The organism is Leucobacter chromiireducens, assembly GCF_051993095.1.
GTDB lineage: Bacteria > Actinomycetota > Actinomycetes > Actinomycetales > Microbacteriaceae > Leucobacter > Leucobacter chromiireducens.
Map to the genome: position 1 here is coordinate 2162831 of NZ_CP197024.1, position 18059 is coordinate 2180889.

General features: G+C 66.1%; 21 protein-coding genes. 9 read left to right on the forward strand and 12 right to left on the reverse strand.

Annotation, left to right across the window (positions count from 1 at the left end; translation table 11 throughout):
* Window positions 1-13: 13 nt before the first annotated feature.
* The gene (locus ACR81A_RS09650; RefSeq protein WP_202381307.1) at window positions 14-391 is read left to right on the forward strand and encodes a GNAT family N-acetyltransferase; all 378 of its coding nucleotides are present in this window, start codon (window positions 14-16) and stop codon (window positions 389-391) included.
* 53 nt (window positions 392-444) lie between these two features.
* Here ACR81A_RS09650 and ACR81A_RS09655 read toward each other — a convergent pair whose 3' ends face one another.
* The 5 genes from ACR81A_RS09655 to ACR81A_RS09675 all read right to left on the reverse strand — a co-directional run bounded on the left by ACR81A_RS09655 (window position 445) and on the right by ACR81A_RS09675 (window position 3648).
* Window positions 445-1209, reverse strand: a complete 765-nt coding sequence (locus ACR81A_RS09655; protein ID WP_202381306.1) for an ABC transporter permease — start codon at window positions 1207-1209, stop codon at window positions 445-447.
* The gene (locus tag ACR81A_RS09660) at window positions 1206-2069 is read right to left on the reverse strand and encodes an ABC transporter ATP-binding protein (RefSeq protein WP_440311689.1); all 864 of its coding nucleotides are present in this window, start codon (window positions 2067-2069) and stop codon (window positions 1206-1208) included. Before ACR81A_RS09660 ends, ACR81A_RS09655 begins: the two co-directional genes overlap by 4 nt.
* A complete protein-coding gene (locus tag ACR81A_RS09665; protein WP_440311690.1) occupies window positions 2062-2451 on the reverse strand; it encodes a DUF1048 domain-containing protein in 390 nt (129 codons plus the stop codon). The genes ACR81A_RS09660 and ACR81A_RS09665 overlap by 8 nt, the downstream gene beginning before the upstream one ends.
* 2 nt (window positions 2452-2453) lie before the next feature.
* On the reverse strand, window positions 2454-2807 hold the full coding sequence (locus ACR81A_RS09670; RefSeq protein ID WP_440311691.1) for a PadR family transcriptional regulator: 354 nt from the start codon (window positions 2805-2807) through the stop codon (window positions 2454-2456).
* Between the two features lie 172 nt (window positions 2808-2979).
* Window positions 2980-3648 carry an asparagine synthase gene (locus tag ACR81A_RS09675; protein ID WP_202381303.1) on the reverse strand — a complete coding sequence of 223 codons (669 nt, stop codon included), beginning with the start codon at window positions 3646-3648 and terminating at the stop codon, window positions 2980-2982.
* Between the two features lie 297 nt (window positions 3649-3945).
* Between ACR81A_RS09675 and ACR81A_RS09680 the strand changes: the two genes are divergently transcribed.
* Window positions 3946-4266, forward strand: coding sequence for an SMR family transporter (locus tag ACR81A_RS09680; protein WP_202381302.1), 321 nt, complete (start codon window positions 3946-3948; stop codon window positions 4264-4266).
* 2 nt (window positions 4267-4268) lie between these two features.
* Window positions 4269-4685, forward strand: coding sequence for a DMT family transporter (locus ACR81A_RS09685; protein WP_440311692.1), 417 nt, complete (start codon window positions 4269-4271; stop codon window positions 4683-4685).
* A 39-nt stretch (window positions 4686-4724) separates the two neighbouring features.
* On the opposite strand, the gene ACR81A_RS09690 is transcribed toward ACR81A_RS09685, so the two are convergent.
* Complete coding sequence (locus ACR81A_RS09690; protein WP_202381300.1) at window positions 4725-5411, reverse strand: iron dependent repressor, metal binding and dimerization domain protein; 687 nt, start codon at window positions 5409-5411, stop codon at window positions 4725-4727.
* A gap of 152 nt (window positions 5412-5563) precedes the next feature.
* Here ACR81A_RS09690 and ACR81A_RS09695 point away from each other — a divergent pair, with 152 nt between their 5' ends.
* Window positions 5564-6550, forward strand: coding sequence for a polyprenyl synthetase family protein (locus ACR81A_RS09695; RefSeq protein WP_440311693.1), 987 nt, complete (start codon window positions 5564-5566; stop codon window positions 6548-6550).
* Window positions 6547-7563 carry a LacI family DNA-binding transcriptional regulator gene (locus ACR81A_RS09700; RefSeq protein ID WP_202381298.1) on the forward strand — a complete coding sequence of 339 codons (1017 nt, stop codon included), beginning with the start codon at window positions 6547-6549 and terminating at the stop codon, window positions 7561-7563. The genes ACR81A_RS09695 and ACR81A_RS09700 overlap by 4 nt, the downstream gene beginning before the upstream one ends.
* Here the strand turns inward: ACR81A_RS09700 and ACR81A_RS09705 are convergent.
* Window positions 7560-9083, reverse strand: a complete 1524-nt coding sequence (locus ACR81A_RS09705) for an APC family permease (protein ID WP_237462245.1) — start codon at window positions 9081-9083, stop codon at window positions 7560-7562. The two genes, ACR81A_RS09700 and ACR81A_RS09705, sit on opposite strands and share 4 nt — an antisense overlap.
* Before the next feature lie 223 nt (window positions 9084-9306).
* On the opposite strand from ACR81A_RS09705, the gene ACR81A_RS09710 reads away from it, so the two are divergent.
* The gene (locus ACR81A_RS09710) at window positions 9307-10080 is read left to right on the forward strand and encodes a nitrilase-related carbon-nitrogen hydrolase (protein ID WP_440311694.1); all 774 of its coding nucleotides are present in this window, start codon (window positions 9307-9309) and stop codon (window positions 10078-10080) included.
* Window positions 10081-10144: 64 nt separating this feature from the next.
* On the opposite strand, the gene speB is transcribed toward ACR81A_RS09710, so the two are convergent.
* The 3 genes from speB to ACR81A_RS09725 form a co-directional block, all read right to left on the reverse strand.
* Window positions 10145-11134 carry an agmatinase gene (gene speB, locus ACR81A_RS09715; RefSeq protein ID WP_440311695.1) on the reverse strand — a complete coding sequence of 330 codons (990 nt, stop codon included), beginning with the start codon at window positions 11132-11134 and terminating at the stop codon, window positions 10145-10147.
* 176 nt (window positions 11135-11310) lie between these two features.
* Window positions 11311-12795: a MocR-like pyridoxine biosynthesis transcription factor PdxR gene (gene pdxR, locus ACR81A_RS09720; protein WP_440311696.1), complete on the reverse strand. Its 1485-nt coding sequence runs from the start codon at window positions 12793-12795 to the stop codon at window positions 11311-11313.
* Entirely contained in the window at window positions 12792-13640 is an 849-nt protein-coding gene (locus tag ACR81A_RS09725) for a DNA-methyltransferase (RefSeq protein WP_440311697.1), read from the reverse strand. The genes pdxR and ACR81A_RS09725 overlap by 4 nt, the downstream gene beginning before the upstream one ends.
* A 59-nt stretch (window positions 13641-13699) precedes the next feature.
* On the opposite strand from ACR81A_RS09725, the gene ACR81A_RS09730 reads away from it, so the two are divergent.
* On the forward strand, window positions 13700-14059 hold the full coding sequence (locus ACR81A_RS09730) for a VOC family protein (protein ID WP_440311698.1): 360 nt from the start codon (window positions 13700-13702) through the stop codon (window positions 14057-14059).
* A 34-nt stretch (window positions 14060-14093) separates the two neighbouring features.
* Window positions 14094-14585 carry a YbaK/EbsC family protein gene (locus tag ACR81A_RS09735; RefSeq protein ID WP_440311699.1) on the forward strand — a complete coding sequence of 164 codons (492 nt, stop codon included), beginning with the start codon at window positions 14094-14096 and terminating at the stop codon, window positions 14583-14585.
* Here the strand turns inward: ACR81A_RS09735 and ACR81A_RS09740 are convergent.
* Together ACR81A_RS09740 and ACR81A_RS09745 are read right to left on the reverse strand one after the other, a co-directional pair.
* Window positions 14582-15730, reverse strand: a complete 1149-nt coding sequence (locus ACR81A_RS09740; RefSeq protein ID WP_440311700.1) for an enoyl-CoA hydratase/isomerase family protein — start codon at window positions 15728-15730, stop codon at window positions 14582-14584. The genes ACR81A_RS09735 and ACR81A_RS09740 overlap by 4 nt on opposite strands.
* Window positions 15731-15774: 44 nt before the next feature.
* A complete protein-coding gene (locus tag ACR81A_RS09745) occupies window positions 15775-17094 on the reverse strand; it encodes an MFS transporter (RefSeq protein WP_440311701.1) in 1320 nt (439 codons plus the stop codon).
* Between the two features lie 54 nt (window positions 17095-17148).
* On the opposite strand from ACR81A_RS09745, the gene ACR81A_RS09750 reads away from it, so the two are divergent.
* A complete protein-coding gene (locus ACR81A_RS09750) occupies window positions 17149-17985 on the forward strand; it encodes a DUF3097 family protein (RefSeq protein WP_202381290.1) in 837 nt (278 codons plus the stop codon).
* Window positions 17986-18059 lie beyond the last annotated feature (74 nt).

Here is an 18059-nt window from a genome sequence, read left to right on the forward strand (position 1 = left end):
TTAGGCTGAGCACATGGCCAGATATCTCACCGAAGACCAGGCTGCTGTCGATGGCTTTCTCATCGTGCACGACCCGGAGAACTCGGGATTCATCATCACGCACACCGTCGAAGGCGAGCCGGTGCGCTCCATCGGCTACGCGCACTACACGCTCAGCGGCGAGCCGCTCGCCGGGGGTGCCGCAGACTCGAACAGCGCGGGCACCATCAACTTTGACAGCACCCTCGTCGACGATGCGTACCGCGGTACGGGGCTTTCCGGTCTGCTCGCGCATCGCGCCGTGACCGATGACATCGTGCGCGGGCGACGGGTACTCGCGTCGTGCTGGTTCATCGACGGCTATCTGAAACGCCACCCGGAGCTCCTCGAGCAGGCCGGCGCCGTCACGTAGCGCGTGCCCAGCCCGCAGCGGGGTCGCGGTGGGCGGAGCGCACGGGGCGCTGATTACCGGATGCGCTTCCGATAGATTGCGATGGCACTCGCATACGCCACCGCGAGAATCGCGATGAGCCACGCCAGCGCGACCCAGATCTCGGCGCCGACCGGGGCGCCCGTCACGAGTGCCCGAATCGTGTCGACAATCGACGTGACCGGCTGGTGTTCGGCAAACCAGGCCACCGGCCCGGGCATCGACGCTGTAGGGACGAACGCTGAGCTAATGAATGGCAGGAAGATCAGCGGGTAGCTGAACGCGCTCGCTCCGTCCACGGTCTTCGCCGACAGCCCGGCGATCACCGCGACCCACGTGAGCGCGAGTGTGAACAGGACGAGGATTCCGGCGATCGCGAGCCAGGCCCCCGCCGTGGCCCCGGTGCGAAAGCCGAGCAGCAGCGCGACGCCGATCACGAGCGCGACGGAGACGAGGTTCGCGGCAAGCGAGGTGAGCACGTGTGCCCACAGCACACTGGAGCGCGCAATCGGCATCGACTGGAACCGCTCAAAGATGCCACCCTGCATGTCAAGGAAGAGCCGGTAGGCAGTGTAGGCAACACCCGACGCGATCGTGATGAGCAGAATGCCCGGGAGCATGTAGGTGATGTAGGACTCGTCGGAGCCGGTGTGGATCGCCCCACCCAGCACGTAGACGAAGAGCAGCATGAGCGCGATCGGGGTGACCGCGGTGGTGATGATCGTGTCGGGGCTGCGCACGATGTGTCGCAGCGATCGGCCGGTCAGCACCCGCGTATCGCTGAGTGCGTGGGAGGTCATTGGTCTTCCTTTCCGTGCGAGTCCGTGTCACTGGCGTGTGAGCTGGCGCCCGGAGCCCCAATCAGCGCGAGGAATACGTCCTCCAGCGACGGGCGCTGCTCGACGAGTTCGCGCGTCGGCGCGGGAAGCAGTCGCTGGAGCTCGCTGAGCGTGCCCTCCTGGATGATCGTGCCCTCGTGCAGGATCGCAATGCGATCCGCGAGCCGCTCGGCCTCCTCGAGGTACTGGGTGGTGAGGAGCACGGTCGTGCCGCCGCGGGCGAGCTCGGCAATCATGTTCCACACCTCGATGCGCGCCTGCGGGTCGAGGCCCGTGGTCGGCTCGTCGAGAAACACAATGGAGGGCTCCCCCACCAGACTCATCGCAATGTCAAGGCGCCGCCGCATTCCGCCCGAGTAGGTGGCCGCGCGCCGGCCACCCGCTTCGGTGAGCGAGAACCGTTCCAGGAGTGCATCGGCAATGTCGTACGGCTGAGGCAGATGCCGCAGCCGGGCAACGAGCACGAGGTTTTCTCGTCCCGTGAGCACCTCGTCGATTGCGGCGAACTGACCAGTGAGGCTGATCGCGCGGCGCACGTCGGCGGGCTGTGCGCCAACGTCGAAGCCGCCGACGTGAGCGGTGCCACCGTCCGCGCGGAGCAGCGTCGCAAGGATGCGCACAAGCGTGGTTTTGCCCGCACCATTGGAACCGAGGAGCGCGCACACGGTGCCCTGCGCGACGTCGAGGTCCACGCCCCGGAGCACGGGGAGTTCTCCGAACGACTTCTCGATCCCGCGGATGCGGAGTGCGGGCAGACTCACCGCCGACGGCCGGGCCGCCAGCGCGCCAGCACCGGACTGCGGTGGCCAGGAGTCACTCATGGCGCACCTCTGGGGTGCCAGCATCCTCACCGAGCGCCGTCGCAACCGACGCGCGCAGCCGCGCCCGCTCCTTGTCGATCCATTCTTTGCCCCGGTATGCGAGTGCGAACTCCTCGGCAAACGTCACCGGATCCTCGCCGAGTACATCGCGCACCGGTGTGCCATCAATCGCTGCGCGCTCCCAGAGGTCGACGTGGTCCGACAGCATGGCGACGAGTGTCTCGCTCTCGGAGATCCCGGCGTAGTAGGTGAAGTAGCGCTGGAGCGCCAGAGCGGTCGCCCGGTACGGCTCCGGCAGCGCGTCCACCCGCGCCATGTCGGCGCGGTACTGCTTCTTCTGCTCGAGAGACCCGGTGAGAGTCTCGATCCATTTTGCGGCCATGATTAGGCTCCTTCAGCGGTGGTGTGGGTGGTGGTGTTCGCGCGAAGCGCGGTGATGCGGGCGGAGAGGCTGTCCCAGGTCTCCCAGAACTCTGCGAGCTGGGTTTCCCCCGCGGCCGACAACGCATAGACCTTGCGGGGCGGCCCTTTCTCGGAGGTCACCTTCTCCACATCAACGAGCCCCCGCCGCTCGATGCGCACGAGGAGCGCGTACACCGTGCCTTCTGCGATGTCGGGAAAGCCGGCGCCGCGCAGTCGCGCGGTGATCTCGTACCCGTACGTTGGGTTGCCCGACAAGATCGCGAGCACGATGCCCTCGAGCGTGCCCTTCAGCATCTCGGTCATCTGGTTTGCCACGGCGCCTCCTACTCAGCGTCACTAACTACCACTACACAGTAACACCGAGTACCGGTACATAGCAACACCGAATACCGCGCACGCTGCACCCCGTCCCTGCGCACACAAAAGACGCCCCTCTCGTTTCTGAGAGGGGCGTCACGCCGCGGCCGTACACGCGGCAGGGCACGAACTAGGAACTGGTGCGATCCTTGCGCTTAAAGAGGCGCGGTCGATCCTGCTTGCCACCCGGAGCTTCTGCCACGTGCTCCTGAATGAGCGCCGTCAAGTCTTTCTCAATGAGCTGCTGAATGCGGCTGTCGCGCGCATCGCGGTACTCCTCCGAGTCGCCACCACTGTAGTAGGGGTGAGTCGCGCGCTCCTTGAGCGAATCACCAATCTCATCCCACGCCATCGAGCGTGCGCGCTCCGCGGTTGCACGCAACGACTCCTCGTCGGCCGCGCGGGCGTGCAACTCGGCCGCAACCTGCTCGTACACCTCTTGGCGGTGCTTGAGCGTGCGGTTGTCGTCGTTGCCGTAGTCCGATTCGCTCCAGGAGCTGCGCCCAGTGTCACGAATCTCGCCGCGCATGCGCGCAATGTGTCGCGCATCTCGCTCACGCTCCGCGGCCAGATCCTCTGTCGCCGTGCGCACCATCTCAATGATCTGCGCCTCGTCGTAGTCGACGTGCTTTTGCAACGCGTTCATGATGATCGCGTTCTTCACCGTCATGCGGACCGCAACATCGGCGACGAGCAGCCCCTGCTCCACGATCTCCTCGACGGGGGCAAGCACCCGCTTCGGCAGCCGTCGCAACGGGCGCGCACCGCCGCGTTTGCGCTTCTTCGACCAGCCGAACACTGTGCTCCTCTCGCGCGCCCGCGTGGGCACACGTCCATTATCCAGGATCGGGCGGCGCTCGCGTAGCATCTCGGGCACAGTGTTGGGCCGCGGGTTGACGCAGACGCGCACAGGCGCACGTCCCACAGCCTCCCGCGCGACCGCCGGAACACGGCGAGACCCGATCCCGATCTGATCCCTGTGCAGGAGCTGGGCACGAAACGAAAGCGAGTGTGCGAAACTGGAAATGACCCCGACGCAGGGGTGCGGACGAGGGAGCAGTACCCGCACACTGACGACTGCCAGAGAGATGTCATTGTGACCCTCGCATGGATTGCGTTGATCCTGAGCGGCATGTTGGAGGCGGTCTGGGCGACCGCACTCGACGCCTCGAAGGGCTTCCGGAAGCTGTGGCCCACCGTCACCTTCCTCGCTTCATACCTCGCCAGCATGGCTGGCCTCGCCTACGCCATGAGCGTGATTCCCGTTGGCACCGCCTATGCCGTGTGGGTCGGGATCGGTGCGGTGTTGACCGCCGCGTGGGCCATGCTCACGAAGAAGGACCGCGCCACCGTGCTGCGCGTCGCACTGCTCGCTGGCCTCATCGCCTGCGTGGTGGGCCTCAAGGCGGTGAGCTAACCATGGCTGAGTACATCTCTCCTACGCCGGTGACCGCCCACGCCCCCGCCGCGGCGGCCGCGCCCGAGGCGAAGACCGCGTCCACGCGCCACTGGGTGATCCTGTTCCTGAGCGCCGTACTCGAGGCGGTCTGGGCGCTCGCACTCAAGGAGTCACACGGCTTCAGCGAGCTCATGCCGTCGATCGTGTTCTTCATCGCGAACCCGATCAGCCTATTCGGCCTCGGCTACGCGATGCGTGGCCTGCCCGTCAGCGTTGCCTACGCGATCTGGACGGGCCTCGGCGCCGCGCTCACGGTCGCAGCATCGTTCGTCATGGGGCTCGAGACACCGTCGGTGTTGAAGCTCGTATTCCTCGCCGGCATTGTGGGCTGCGTGATCGGCCTGAAATTCGCGAAGGATCCGGCGCCGAAAAACTAGGCGCCCACTCGGGGCGGCGGCGGGGTCGGGGGTTCTCGGCTACGCCGCCTCGCTCTGCAGCGAGACCCACATGGCAGCCGCGGCTGCTGGCCCGAGACTCACGGGCTCGCTCGCGCCACCCACGCGCACCGTCACCGTCTCCGAGTACGGCTCGCCGGGGAGCACTTCAAGCTCGGCGTCCACGACCAGACCGCGGCTGGCAAAGTACTGCAGCATGGCGGTATCCGAATCCGAGATGCGCTCCACGCGCACGCGGTTCGGCGCAGGCACCTTGGCGAGGATGATGGCATCGGGACGGTGTACGCGACCGTCAGCGCTCGGAATCGGATCACCGTGCGGGTCGCGCGTCGGGTAGCCCAGCGCACGATCAACGCGGTGAATCAGCTCGTCAGAGACCGCATGCTCCAGGCGGTCCGCCTCGGCGTGCACTTCGTCCCATTCATAGCCGAGCGCCTGCACCAGGTAAGTCTCCAGGAGGCGGTGACGACGGATCATTGAGACCGCGTGCTCACGCCCCAGATCGGTCAGCGTCACGCTGCCATAGCGCACGTGGCTGATGAGTTCGAGCTCAGAGAGCTTGCGCAGCGCATCCGACACGGTCGACAGTCGCACCCCGGCAGACTCCGCGATGGCCGAGTTCGAAACGGGCGCGTCTGACCACTCCTGCAGCCCCCAAATCACCTTGAGGTAGTTCTGCATACTCGCCGAAAGATCGTCAACGCTCACGCCGACAAGAATAGCCCGCGTCGTTGATCTGCACCCTTTCCACACGGGACACGCCGCACACTGAGGTTGCTGAATCGATTTGGCAGGAGCTCCCGTCAGGCCTACGCTGAGGGAGGAGATCACACGTCACCGCATCGAGGGAGCCGCCGCACGTGCCACACCCCCACACAAACGGACTGCTCCCCCGCAGCCCCGAGGAGCTGGACACGCTCCTCAGCGACGTCCGCCTTCATATTGAGTCGCTTCTCGCGTCCGAGTTCGGCACGCACGAATGGGCGATCCGTTCACCGGCTCAACTCACCTCGCTCGGTGGCGGCAAACACGTTCGCGCGCGAGCATTTCTCGCCGCCGCACTCGCCTACGGCGCCACAGACGATGCAGCGCTCGTTGAAATCGGAGCAGCGATCGAGTTGCTCCACACCTCATCTCTCGTCCACGACGACATTATTGATGCTTCATCCCAGCGTCGCGGCAAGGCAACGCTTCATTTGGCCACCAGCGCTGGCACCGCAATTCTCGTGGGTGACTCGCTACTTGGGCTCGTTTTCCAGAGCGCAAGCCACCAATCCGCGGAGGCCGCGAGCAGACTCTCCGCCGCATACCTCGCACTCAACGAGGGTCAGCTCCTTGAGGAGTCTCTGGGCTGGGCGCCTGACCGACTCCAGGACATTGAGCGGTACTGCGTGCTGAAGACCGGCGCCCTCTTTGGTGTCGCTTTTGCGCTTGCCGGGCACGTTGCCGGGCTTCCAGACCATGAGACAGACCGCCTTGACGAGGCAGGACGACTGCTCGGCCTCGCGTTCCAACTCCACGACGACATCCTGGACATTCAGAGCGACGCAGCCGAGCTCGGCAAAGACGCCGCAGCAGATGTCAGGAATGGGATTCCAACCTTTCCGCTCTGGCACGCCTATCAGCGCCTCATTGCGTCAGGCGAGAGCGCTCCAACGCCGGCGCTCCTCATGTCAGCAGTGGATGCTCCTGGGATCATGGCCGTCGTTGCGGAACGCGTCGAGCAGCTTCGCGCAGAGGCCACCGGCATTCTTCCATCCCCCGTGAGCCTCGGCTTCCTTCAGACCTCCGTCGATACCGTGGTATCACCCCCGCATCGCCCCACGAACGGAGCAGCCACCAGATGAAATCTCGCCGGATCACCATCAAAGACGTCGCTCTCGAGGCGGGCGTCTCAGTTGCAACCGCATCTGAAGCGCTCAACGGGAAGGGTCGGGTTGCAGCTGCCACCCGCCAGAACGTGGTCGATACGGCGGATCGACTCGGGTACTCTGCGAATCGCCTCGCAAAGAACCTCAATGCAGGGCGAACCGGGTCACTCGCGCTCACGGTCTCCCCGATGGCCGCACACTCAGCAGCCCCCGGCATGCAGCCCGAGTGGGATGTTGAATACTACTTTCGAGTCTTGAGCGGCGCGAGCGCACAGGCGTTTCAGCGAGGGTTCCTCCTCTCGATGATGCCCTCGGGCGAGCCGTCCCGTGGCCTCCTCGCCGCCACGGACGGGCTTATTGTGGTCGACCCCAGCCAGGATGATCCCATCATTGGTGCCGCTCTTCAGGCGGGGCTCCCATGTGTGACGATCGGTCGGAACGGGGACGACCTGAGCTGGGTGGACAATGATTTCGCGACGGGGACCACCTCAGCCCTCGCGCACCTGAGCGAGCTGCGCGATGCTCGGCCAGCACTCTTCCTGAGTGAAACAAGTTCCTCCTACGTTCGCGATGAACTCTCGGCCTACCTTGATTGGTGCAGCACAGTTGGAGTGGAGCCCGTCATCATCCGGTCTCCCGGCCCTCGTGTCGATGAGGCCGAACCTGTCATCCAGAAGGCGCTCGCAGCAGGAGACCGCAAGTTTGATGCGGTGTTGACAACGCTCGACACCCTTGCACACGCGACAGAGCGCAGCGCGCACATGCTTGGGCTTTCGATTCCGCAGGAACTGCAGATTCTCAGCCTCTCAGACAGCCGGTACCTCGACTACGGGCTCCAGATGCCGATCACTGCGCTCGACCTTGCTCCAGTTCGCCTGGGTGAAATCGCGGTTGATCTCCTCCTTGAATCAATCGAGGGGAAAAGCGAACGCCGCCGAGAACTTGTCCCGGCGACGCTCACTGTTCGCGATTCTTCTCTCGCTTCCTAGCGAGGCCCAGCAACACGAGACTGCGGTGTGCTCGTCCCCAGCAGCCGGTCAGGTTCCTGCTCATCCTCGTCATCCGCGGACTCATCGCGCTCGAACACCACAATGGTCGATCCAGTCGAGGCTGCGTGGAGTCGCTTCCGATGGACCCAAGCCTCAACGAAGACTCCGAGCACCCCCACTGCGGCGACACCAATCACAGTGGACCAGTCCGTCACCCATCCCGCACCCGATGGACGGGGCCAAGCGACGTTGACCACCTGGAACACGAGCCAGACGAGCGCGAGCGCGCTCACCGCTTTCCCTGCGCGCCCCAGGAACAGCGAAGGATCTTCGCGCCAGGTCCCGCGCATTCGAGCAACTGCGAGCCCCAGCACGGGGAACAAGAAGGAAATGAAGAACCCAACCGACGAGAACGAGATCAGTGCCATCTGAATTCCCTCGCTTTGGAACGGCAAGAAGAGCAGCACCGCAATCGCAGCAGTGATGAGCACAGCGCGCCTCGGCAGGCCAGTCTCACCTGAAAGCTTTGTCAGGAAGCGAGCGAATGGCAACTCCCCATTTCGCGCAGTTGCCCACACGATTCGAGAGACTGTGATCTGGATCGTCATGAGACTCGCAGCGAATGCGATCACGAAGAGCGCCAAGATACCTCGGAATACTGGCTCAGGGAACGTGGCAGCGATGATCGCGACGGCCGGGTCAGCAGCGTTCTCTGGGTCCTGGAGGAACGCGTCGCTCGGTACCGCGAGCGTGAACGCAAGCGTACTCAGTAGAACGATGATCATGATCGCAAAGAACGAAACGACCATCGCTCGAGGCACTGCCCGCTTCGGACGCTTCACCTCCTCAGCGATGGAGCTCGCGCTCTCAAACCCGATTGCAAAATAGCTCGAGAACGCAATCGCCATGACGAGCGGCGCGGAAAAGAACGCGCCACTGTAGTCACCGAGGCTCGCTGGCGACAGATACTCGAGCCCCTGGTGCCGCTCAAAGAAGAGCAGCCACACCGCAACACCGATCGACCCAACGGCCTCGGCTACGATCACCCCCACCATCAAGATCTTGATGAACACTCTGCCCGCAAGATTCACGAGCGTGCTGAACGCGAGAACCCCGATCGCGAGCCAGGTCACCAGGCCGTGATCTGCTGCGGGGATGTCGAAGATTGGCGGAATCAGCACAGCCCCCGCGTATGCGACAGCCGGGAGAGTAATCAACAGGGTCCAGATATAGGTCCATGAGGCAAACCAGCCGTAACGATGCCCCAGGAGACGACGAGACCACTGATAAATTCCACCAGAGTCAGCCCATTTCGACGCGAGCACCCCGAGCGTGAGTACAACGATGAACTGACCAGCGTAGAGAATGAGGCCACCCCAGATAAAGGCCGGGCCGGAAGTTGTCAGGCCAACGCCCAGCACGCTGTAGAGCGCGACGATGGGCGAAACAAAAGCGAAAGCGACCGATAGGGCGGAGAACATTGTGAACTCACGCTTCATCACCGGAGACGTCGCGGTCATGGAAACTCCTTTGCTTCGTGAACAACGACGGGGTGGCCTCGGAACTCAACGCGCCCGTCCAGAACCTCCGAGAACTCTCGCTACGTCGCGAGCCTTTGGTTCTGCGAACACGCTACCTTGGCCGAAACGTTTTAGCAATACTCTGTTTTTATAACGAATTCAGCCTAGTATTATGGTTGAAACGATTTAGCAACCTTCATCAGCTCTCACAGAAAGGGCCCCCATGTCTCCGACTCAACTCCGCGTCGAAATCCGGCAGGAGACCCCCGCCCCGCGCGACCTGGCAACCAATATCGAGCACGTGCGCACAACAATCGTGAGGTCTTCCGCCGATCTCATCGTGTTCCCCGAGCTCTATCTCACGGGCTACCAGACCGGGCAGCTTGACGAACTCGCCATGACTGAGCACGACGCGCGCCTCGACCCCCTTCGGGAAGCCTGTCGGGAGACCCAGACCGGGCTTCTTGTTGGCTTCATCTCACCGCTCGCCACCGGCTACTCTGACGCTTACCTCGCCATCGACACTGATGGCCGCACACTCGAAGCGATTCACAAGACGCACCTGTTCGGCACAGAGCGCGACGCCTTCCGCGCAGGTGAACGCATCGATACGATCACCCTGTGCGGCACGCAGATCGGGGTGATCAATTGCTTCGAGCTCGAGTTTCCAGAGGTCGCTCGAACACTTGCCCTACACGGGGCAGAGCTCCTGATCGCCGGATCCGCAAACATGCGTCCGCATGACCGGGATCACCGCATCGCCGCGCAGGCGCGCGCACTCGAAAACCGACTTCCGCTCGCCTATGCCAACCGAGTCGGTAGCGAATCTGGCCACTCATTCTGCGGCATGAGTTGCGCCGTATCGCCAACAGGCGAAATGCTCGGCGCACTCGATGCGCACACACCAGGAAGCCTCGTTGTCGATTTCACGATTGCTGCACCGGCGGATGCGTTCACCGACATGCTGACACAGCGACGCCCCTCGCTCTACAGCTAGCGAGACGCCACAAAAAAGCCGTGGGGCAAGGCGCGTCCGCCCTGCCCCACGACCACTTCAGCACCTAGCCGACATACACCGGCGTACTCGGGCAGCCCGCATGGAATGCGAGAGCCTCAAGTGCGAGGCGCCCCGCAATGAGCTGCGTACGAGTGGAGTGATCAAGAGACGGCGCCGGTTCCGCAATGTCCACTCCGACGAGTCCAGCGGGTGCGATCCCGCGGACAATCTCAAGCGCTTCTCGGATCGTCATTCCGCCCGGCGTCGGCGCACAGGTACCCGGCGCAAACGCGGCATCGAGCGCATCAACGTCGAAGGTCAGGTAGAACCCCTCTTCTCCAACTCGCTCAAGAATCTGCTCGACGGCCCACAGAGTGCCCTTCTCCCAGATGTCCTCAAGCCAAATGACTCGGATACCGTGATCTCGGCAGTATTTCAGTTCCGTCTTCGGGTTCATCCAGCCGCTGATTCCCACAAGCACAATCTTCGCCGGGTCATAGCCGTTGTCGACCGCACGCGTGATCGTGCAGCAGTGGTTCAGCTCCTCCCCGCCCACGTTCGGCGCCGCGTCAAGGTGAGTATCGAACTGCACCCAGCCCGGGCTTGTCCCTGGCTTCTTCGCCGCCTTGCCGACCGGAATGCTCACCGAATGATCTCCACCGAAGACAACGGGAATCGCCCCCGCGGCAACAATCTCAGCAATGTCAGCCTCGACACGCTCGAACGTCTTCGGCGTATTGCCCAGCGCCACGTTGCAATCCCCACCATCTGCGAGTGGAAGATGCGCAAATAGGTCAAAGTCAAACGTCGCTTGAAAGTTCGTGTACTGAACCGAAGTCTCCCGAATGGCACGTGGGCCGTAGTTTGCACCGCTTCGACTGATTGTCGTGCCGTCGAAGGGGAACCCGTACACCACCGCCTTTGCGCCTGACGCCACGATGGCCTCACGATTCAGCTCCACTCGCGGAACACCCATGAATGTTCCGCCGATCCCACCGTGCAGGAGTCCATTCCACATCGTCTCGTCGAACGAGCCGGCAGAGTTCTCAGTCATGATTCCTCATTTCACGTTCGCCGCACCACTGCGACGTTAATGCTGAAACGTTTGGATTCTTAAAACCAAACAAGCGCTTTCATTGCCGAAACGCTTCGGCAAGCGTAACAGCTCACCTCCGAGGTGTCTACGGCAGCCACCGGAGATGCTCTGTGACGCCTCGCCGCGGCTCGCGTCTAGTTGGCGTCGAGGATGGCTCGGAGTCGCGCGAGCGCACGGGCGAACTCGGCGTCATCAGCGCCGCCCATTCCGACGACCAGCCCGGTCATGCCCGGTGCACGCTCCCCCCGCTGCCAGTAGCCCGCCAGGCCCTGCACGCCGAGTCCGTCGGCACGCGCCGCAGCGAGCACGGCTTCCTCGCGCGTCGGCGCACCCGGATCCCGATCTCCACTCGATGAGCCCACCCGCGGCAAGAACTCGAGCACCGCGTGAAGCCCACCATCCATGGGACGCACGCGCACGCCCGTCGCGCCCGCGAGCACCTCTGAGACAGCATCGCGCCGGGCGGCATACCGCCGCAGCATCCGCGCGGTGTGCCGCCGCAGCTCGCCACTCGCGAGGTAGGTGGCGAGCGCCGCCTGCACGACCCCCGAGACCGGACCACCGAGCTCACGTCGCACCGGTTCGATGAGCGCGCGCAGCCCCGCGGGTGCGAGCAAGTAGCCCGCAGACAAGCCCGGGGCGAGCGTGCGCGAGAAAGTCCCGAGCAGCACGACAGACCCGCGCTCGGGATCGTCGAGCGCTGCGAGCGTCGGGAGCGGACTGCCTGTGTAGCGCAGCTCGGAGTCGAAGTCGTCCTCCACGATCACGACGCCCGTGCGCCGCGCCCAGGCGAGCAGCGCGCGTCGTCGCGGCAGGGGCAGCGAGCCGCCGAGCGGGTACTGGTGGCTGGGAGTAACGATCACGAGATCGAGCATGCCGTCGGGGAGCCGGCTGGTGTCGAGGCCCTCACCATCCGCGGGAAGCGCGACGATGCGCGCGCCATACCGCTGCGCGGCGCCCCGGAGCGATGGCAGACCGGGATCCTCCACCCCAACCACGAGCTCACGGCCCCGCGTGCCGCCGAGCGCGGTGAGCAAGAGGCCCAGCCCATCGCGGGTGCCCGCGGTGACGAGCACATCGCCTGCATGGCGCGCGGTGCCACGCATGCGCCGCAGGTGATCGGCAATCTCGATGCGCAGTGCAGAATCGCCGAGGGCTGGGGGTGCCGCATCCACCTGCGCGGCTGCAGCACGCCAAGCGCTGCGCCACGCCGGGCCAACCACCGCGTCAGTGATCGGCTGGCCGGGAGCGAGTGGCTCGGCCAGCGCAGTCTCCGCGAGCGGGCGTGTTGCCGAGAGCTCCGCGCTCGGGGGTACGGGTGCCGCACGCTGCGCGGGTTCCGTGCGCTCGAGCGCGGGGTTGACCATCGTGCCGCGCCCGTGCGTTGCCGCGAGGTACCCCTCGGCGATGAGCTGCTCGTAGGCGGCAACCACCACGCCGCGCGCGACGCCCAAGCGCCGCGCGAGCTCTCGTGTTGCCGGGATGTGCTCCCCCGGGCGCAGGGTTGCTGCGTCAATCGCCTCGCGCAGCGCCGCCGCAAGCTGCACCGGCAGCGGCGCCTCCGCACCCCGATCCAAGTGCACCGGGAAGGTACCGCTCGCACCGCCCGCGCCACTCACGAGAACCGCACCTCCCGGTCCGCGAAGCGGCGCCGCATAACTTCGGTCGCGTCGGGATTGTCATCAATGAGCACGAAGCGGCGCCCCAGCTCCGCCGCCGCCGCTCCCGTGGTTCCACTCCCCGCAAACGCGTCGAGCACCCAATCGCCCGGCCGAGTCGAGGCCTGGATGATTCGGCGGAGGATGCCGACCGGTTTCTGCGTCGGGTACCCCGTGCGCTCACTGCCCGTCGGCGAGACAATCGTGTGCCACCAGGTGTCGGTGGGAAGCTTGCCGCGTGCGGCCTGTTCCGGCGTTACCAGCCCGGGCGCCATGTATGGTTCGCGATCCACCGCTTCCGCATCGAAGTAGTAGAAATCGGGCAGCTTTGCGTACACGAGGATGTTGTCGTGCTTCGCGGGCCAGCGCCGCTTGGTGCGCGCGCCATAGTCGTACGCCCAGATGATCTCGTTGATGAAGCACTCGGGCCCGAACATCGCGTCGAGCAGCACCTTCGCGTAGTGCACCTCACGGTAGTCGAGGTGCAGGTAGAGCAGGCCGTCCGGGGAGAGCACCCGCCAGGCCTCCTCGAGGCGCGGTTCGAGAAACTCCCAGTAGTCAACGAATCGGTCGTCGTACGCGAGGGTCATCTCGCGGGTCACGTCGTACCCCTGCCCGCGGAACCCGAGCCGACCGCCCTCCGCGCGCACGCCGCGGACGCGCTCGGCCTGACGGGAGCGTCCCGTATTGAAGGGCGGATCGAGGTACACCGCCGCAAACGCGCTCCCCGGCAGGCTGCGCAGGATCGGCAGGTTGTCGCCCTCGTAGACCTGGTCGGGGCCGGCCGGATCCCAGCGTTCATTCACCCCACCAGCGTACCCGGCGCGCTAGCGTGGAGCTGTCACCCCCGACGGAGAGGACCCTCATGATTGAGCTCGGAATGATCACGCTCGACACGGTTGACCCCCGCACGCTTTCTGCGTGGTGGGCCGAGCGACTGGGCGGCGAGGTGGTGTACGACGCGGAGGGCTGGTTCAGCATGGTGCGCGTGCCCGGCGTGCCGGTGACGCTCGGTTTCCAGAAGGTAGCCGACCCCACCGCCGGCAAGAACCGCATGCACCTCGACCTCAATCGCTCGGCGGACGTCGACCGTGAAGCCGTCGTCGCGGAATGGACCGCCGCGGGCGCGCGCCACCTCGGCTTGCGTGGCGAGCAGGACTTCTCCTGGGATGTGTTTGCAGATCCCGACGGCAACGAGTTCTGCATCGGTGACCCCCACGAGTAGGCCCGCCCCACACCACCCAGTCGAAAGCCTCCCTGTGAACACCACACGTGTGCGCGAACACCTCGCATCCCTCGGCTTCACCGGCGAGATCTTGGAGTTCGCCGAATCGAGCGCCACGGTCGAGCTGGCCGCCGAGAAAGTCGGCACCGAGCCCGCCCGCATCGCGAAGACGCTCGGCTTCACCGATCCAGACGACACCGAGCGCGCCGTGCTGGTCGTCGCAGCGGGCGACGCCCGGGTCAACGGCGGCCGGTTCAAACGGGAGTTCGGCGCGAAGCCGCGCATGCTACAGGGCGAGGCCGTGCTCGAGCGCACGGGCTACCCGATTGGTGGCGTCTGCCCGTTCGCTCCCGCCCCCGGCGCGCGCGTGTTCCTCGACGCCTCGCTGCGCCGCTTCGCGACCGTGTTTCCCGCGGCGGGAACCGCGACGAGTGCCGTCGAGATCCCCGTCGAGCGGCTCGTCGAGCTCACGGGCGCGGAGGGCTGGGTCGACGTGACCCTCGGCTGGCAGCCTGACGAGGTCTAAATCTCAGGCTCGAGATCGAGCGGCCACTCCCCCGCATGCAGATCGGGATCAAGGAGTGCCGCGACCCCCGCCGGGTCGAGCTCGCTGATGGCCGCGGGGCGCCACGCCGGGTTCCGATCCTTGTCGATCACCTGCGCGCGCACGCCCTCCGCAAAGTCGGGACGAGCGCCGAGCCGGCCGAGCACCCGCAGATCGTCGGTGAGCACCGCCGCGAGATCGAGGCCCAGGCGCCGGGTGCGATCCAGCTGCGCGAGCGTCACCACGATTGATGCCGGGCACATGCCCCGCACCGTCGCGGCAACCTCGGCAGCGGCGGGGACGGGGCTCGCATCAAGCGCCGCAAGCAGTCGCAGTGCGGCGCCGATGGCGTCTCCCGTGACGGGGGCGTCTGCTGCGGGGGCGTGATGCTGGCCAAGCGCGAACTCTGCGATCGGATCCCACCATGCCGCCGCGGCCATGACGCTGCCCGTCTCGGGAGGCGTCTCCGCATACTTCGCGCACGCGGCTGCCGGTGACTCACCTGCGGCGAGCGCAGCGCGCAACTCCGGCAGCCGCTCGGACGGCACAAACCAGTCGGCGAAGCCGAGTTCGATGGCGTCGGCGGCGCCGAATTCGCCGGCGGTGATGGCGAGGAGTTCGCCGAGCCTGCCGGGCGCACGCGCGAGGAGCAGGTGCCCGCCGACATCGGGCGCGATCCCAATCCGCGCCTCAGGCATGGCGAGCCGACTGCGCTCCGTCACGACTCGCTGCGCGGCGTGCCCGCCGAGCCCGATTCCGCCGCCCATGGCGATGCCGTCCATGATCGCGACGACGGGAATTGGCGAGTGCGCCACCCAGTGGTCGACGGCGTACTCGAGCGCCAGGATGCTGCGTGGATCCTTGCCGGAGATCTCCTTGATGTCGCCGCCACCGCAAAAGCCGCGTTCACCTGCTCCGTCGAGCACGATTGCGCGGGGCGCTTCCGGAGTGCCGGTGCTCTCGCGCGCATCGCGAAGCGCGCGAGCGAGGATGCCGAACATCTCATTCGAGAGCGCGTTGATGGCGCGCGGGCGGTTCAGCGTGATGTGCGTGATCGCGCCATCGCGCCGCACGAGGACAGGGGGCTCGGCGGTGTCCGAGCTCGGGGTCGCGGCAACATTGCTCATGGCAGCACCGTAGCAGCCGCGGGTGGCGCGAGCGCGAGCCGCAGCTACGGGGTGGGGTGCAGCCCGTCGTACTGCATGAAACCACGCGCAGTGCGCATGAGCACGAGCATGACCCCGAGAATGACGAGGCCGCCGAGGAGTGGCGGCGCCCAGAGCGCGATCAGCGTGGCAAGCCCGCCCGCGATGAGGTCGCCCACGCGCGGGCCGCCAGCCACCACCACGTAGAAGAGCCCCTGCATGCGCCCACGCACATCGTCTGGCGCCGCAGTTTGCAGGATCGTCGTGCGGAACACGGCGCTCACGTTGTCTGCCGCACCGGTGCCGGCGAGCGCGATCCCGCCGAGCACGATCGCGGGAATCACGGGGCTGTCCGGCGCCCGGCCGCCACCCACGATGCCGGTGATGAGGAGCACAAGCCCGAAGAGCGCCGTGAACGCCCCGAACGCTGCGATGGCGAGCGTCACGGCTCGGCCCTGCCGTCGCACCGCGCCGAGGGGACCAGAGAAGAGTCCGCTGAGCAGTGCGCCTACCGCAAACGAGGCGGTGAGCACGCCGACGGTCACGGGTCCGCCGCCGAGCACGAGCGCGCCCGCCGCGGGGAACACCACACGCGGGGAACCGAGGGTCATCGCCACGAGATCCCACACGAACGTGGCGCGCACATTCGGCGCCGAACGCAGGAAGCGCAGACTTTCGATCACGGAGCCGAGCCCCACCCGCGCGCGCTCCCCCTCGGGCACCATCGACGGCAGGCTGAGAATGCCGAGGAAGGCGGCGGTAAACAGCACCGCGTCGAGGAGGTACGTCCACGGGAAGCCAACGCTCGCGACGAGCACACCGGCCACCGCGGGGCCGACGGTGATCGCGAGCCCCATCGTGATGCCACTGAGCGCCGCGGCAGCGGGCAAGAGCTGCGGCGAGAGCAAGCGGGGCAGGATCGCGCCGCGCGTCGCACCCAGAATCGTCGCCGAAGCCGCGTTCACTGCGGCGAGCAGGTAGTACGGCCAGGTCTCCGAGACCCCAAGAAACGCAATCACCGTCATCGTGCCGATGCTGCCCCAGGCGATGAGCGCGGTGATGAGCGAGACGAGACGACGGTCGAAAGTGTCGGCAAGCGCACCGCCCACGAAGCCGGCGAGAATCATGGGGCCGAGCGCCCACAGCGCAACGAATGAGACCGCGAGCGTCGACTGCGTCAGTGCGTACACGTGCAGCCCCACCGCGACGATCGTGATCTGCGCGCCGATCTGCGCCACGGAAGTGCCCACCCAGAGCTTCGCGAACGCCGGGCTGGCGCGCAGCGGGGTGACATCAACGAGCAGAGAGCGGAGGCGACGGCGCGGCTGCCGTTCATCGGAGGTCACCGAAGCACGCTATCAGGCACTCCCGACAGACACGCGGCCGATAGGCTCGGGGACGTGTTCGACGAACGTTACGACGGGGATCCCCTCGCCCGAATGAAACCCCGCCGCGGGCCCGTGCAGCGCCGCGAAGTCGTGCTCGCCAAGAACCTGGTGGTGGAGCACAGCGAATCCGAGTGGTGCGGCGCCGTGGTTGGGGCCCGCGAGGGACTGGTGCAGCTCGAGGACTTCCGTGGCCAGGTGCGCGCGTTTCCCCTGAGCGACGGTTTCCTCATCGACGGCGAGCCCGTGCGCCTCGTGCTGCCGACGCGGCAGCCCGCAGGCCGCAAGCGCACCGCCTCCGGCTCGTTCGCCACCGCGCCGCAGCGTGCGCGCGTGGCAATGCCCAGCCGCATCTTCGTCGAGGGCAAACACGACGCCGAACTCGTTGAGCAGGTGTGGGGCGACGACTTGCGTGTTGAGGGCGTCGTGGTCGAGCTGCTACAGGGCGCCGACAATTTGCAGGACGTCCTCGCCGAGTTTGGGCCGGGGCCCGAGCGTCGCGCCGGGGTGCTGCTCGACCACCTCGTGAAGGGCAGCAAGGAAACGCGCATTGCCGAGCAGATCGCACGCGGCCCGCACGGCCAGCACGTGCTCATCGTCGGCCACCCGTTCGTCGACATCTGGCAGGCGGTGAAGCCGGCCCGGGTGGGGCTCACCGAGTGGCCCGTGATCCCCCGCTCGATCGAGTGGAAGGCGGGCATCTGCCGCGCCCTCGGCTGGCCGTCGGACGAGCCGGCCGACATCGCGGAGGCGTGGTCGCGCATCCGCGGTCGCGTGCGCAACTTCCGAGATCTGGAACCGGAACTCGTTGGCCGCGTTGAGCACCTCATCGACTTTGTGACGGTGGGCTAGGCCCGGGAGACCACGCCACCGGCGCGTCGCGTCCCCCGTGCGCGAACACACGGCACGCGCACACGCCACGGGAT

Coding starts and splice junctions, on each gene's coding strand:
- ACR81A_RS09650 (WP_202381307.1), top strand. CDS start 14: ATGGCCAGATATCTCACCGAAGACCAGGCTGCTGTCGATGGCTTTCTC.
- ACR81A_RS09655 (WP_202381306.1), bottom strand. CDS start 1,209: ATGACCTCCCACGCACTCAGCGATACGCGGGTGCTGACCGGCCGATCG.
- ACR81A_RS09660 (WP_440311689.1), bottom strand. CDS start 2,069: ATGAGTGACTCCTGGCCACCGCAGTCCGGTGCTGGCGCGCTGGCGGCC.
- ACR81A_RS09665 (WP_440311690.1), bottom strand. CDS start 2,451: ATGGCCGCAAAATGGATCGAGACTCTCACCGGGTCTCTCGAGCAGAAG.
- ACR81A_RS09685 (WP_440311692.1), top strand. CDS start 4,269: ATGGCTGAGTACATCTCTCCTACGCCGGTGACCGCCCACGCCCCCGCC.
- ACR81A_RS09700 (WP_202381298.1), top strand. CDS start 6,547: ATGAAATCTCGCCGGATCACCATCAAAGACGTCGCTCTCGAGGCGGGC.
- ACR81A_RS09705 (WP_237462245.1), bottom strand. CDS start 9,083: ATGACCGCGACGTCTCCGGTGATGAAGCGTGAGTTCACAATGTTCTCC.
- ACR81A_RS09710 (WP_440311694.1), top strand. CDS start 9,307: ATGTCTCCGACTCAACTCCGCGTCGAAATCCGGCAGGAGACCCCCGCC.
- speB (WP_440311695.1), bottom strand. CDS start 11,134: ATGACTGAGAACTCTGCCGGCTCGTTCGACGAGACGATGTGGAATGGA.
- ACR81A_RS09730 (WP_440311698.1), top strand. CDS start 13,700: ATGATTGAGCTCGGAATGATCACGCTCGACACGGTTGACCCCCGCACG.
- ACR81A_RS09740 (WP_440311700.1), bottom strand. CDS start 15,730: ATGAGCAATGTTGCCGCGACCCCGAGCTCGGACACCGCCGAGCCCCCT.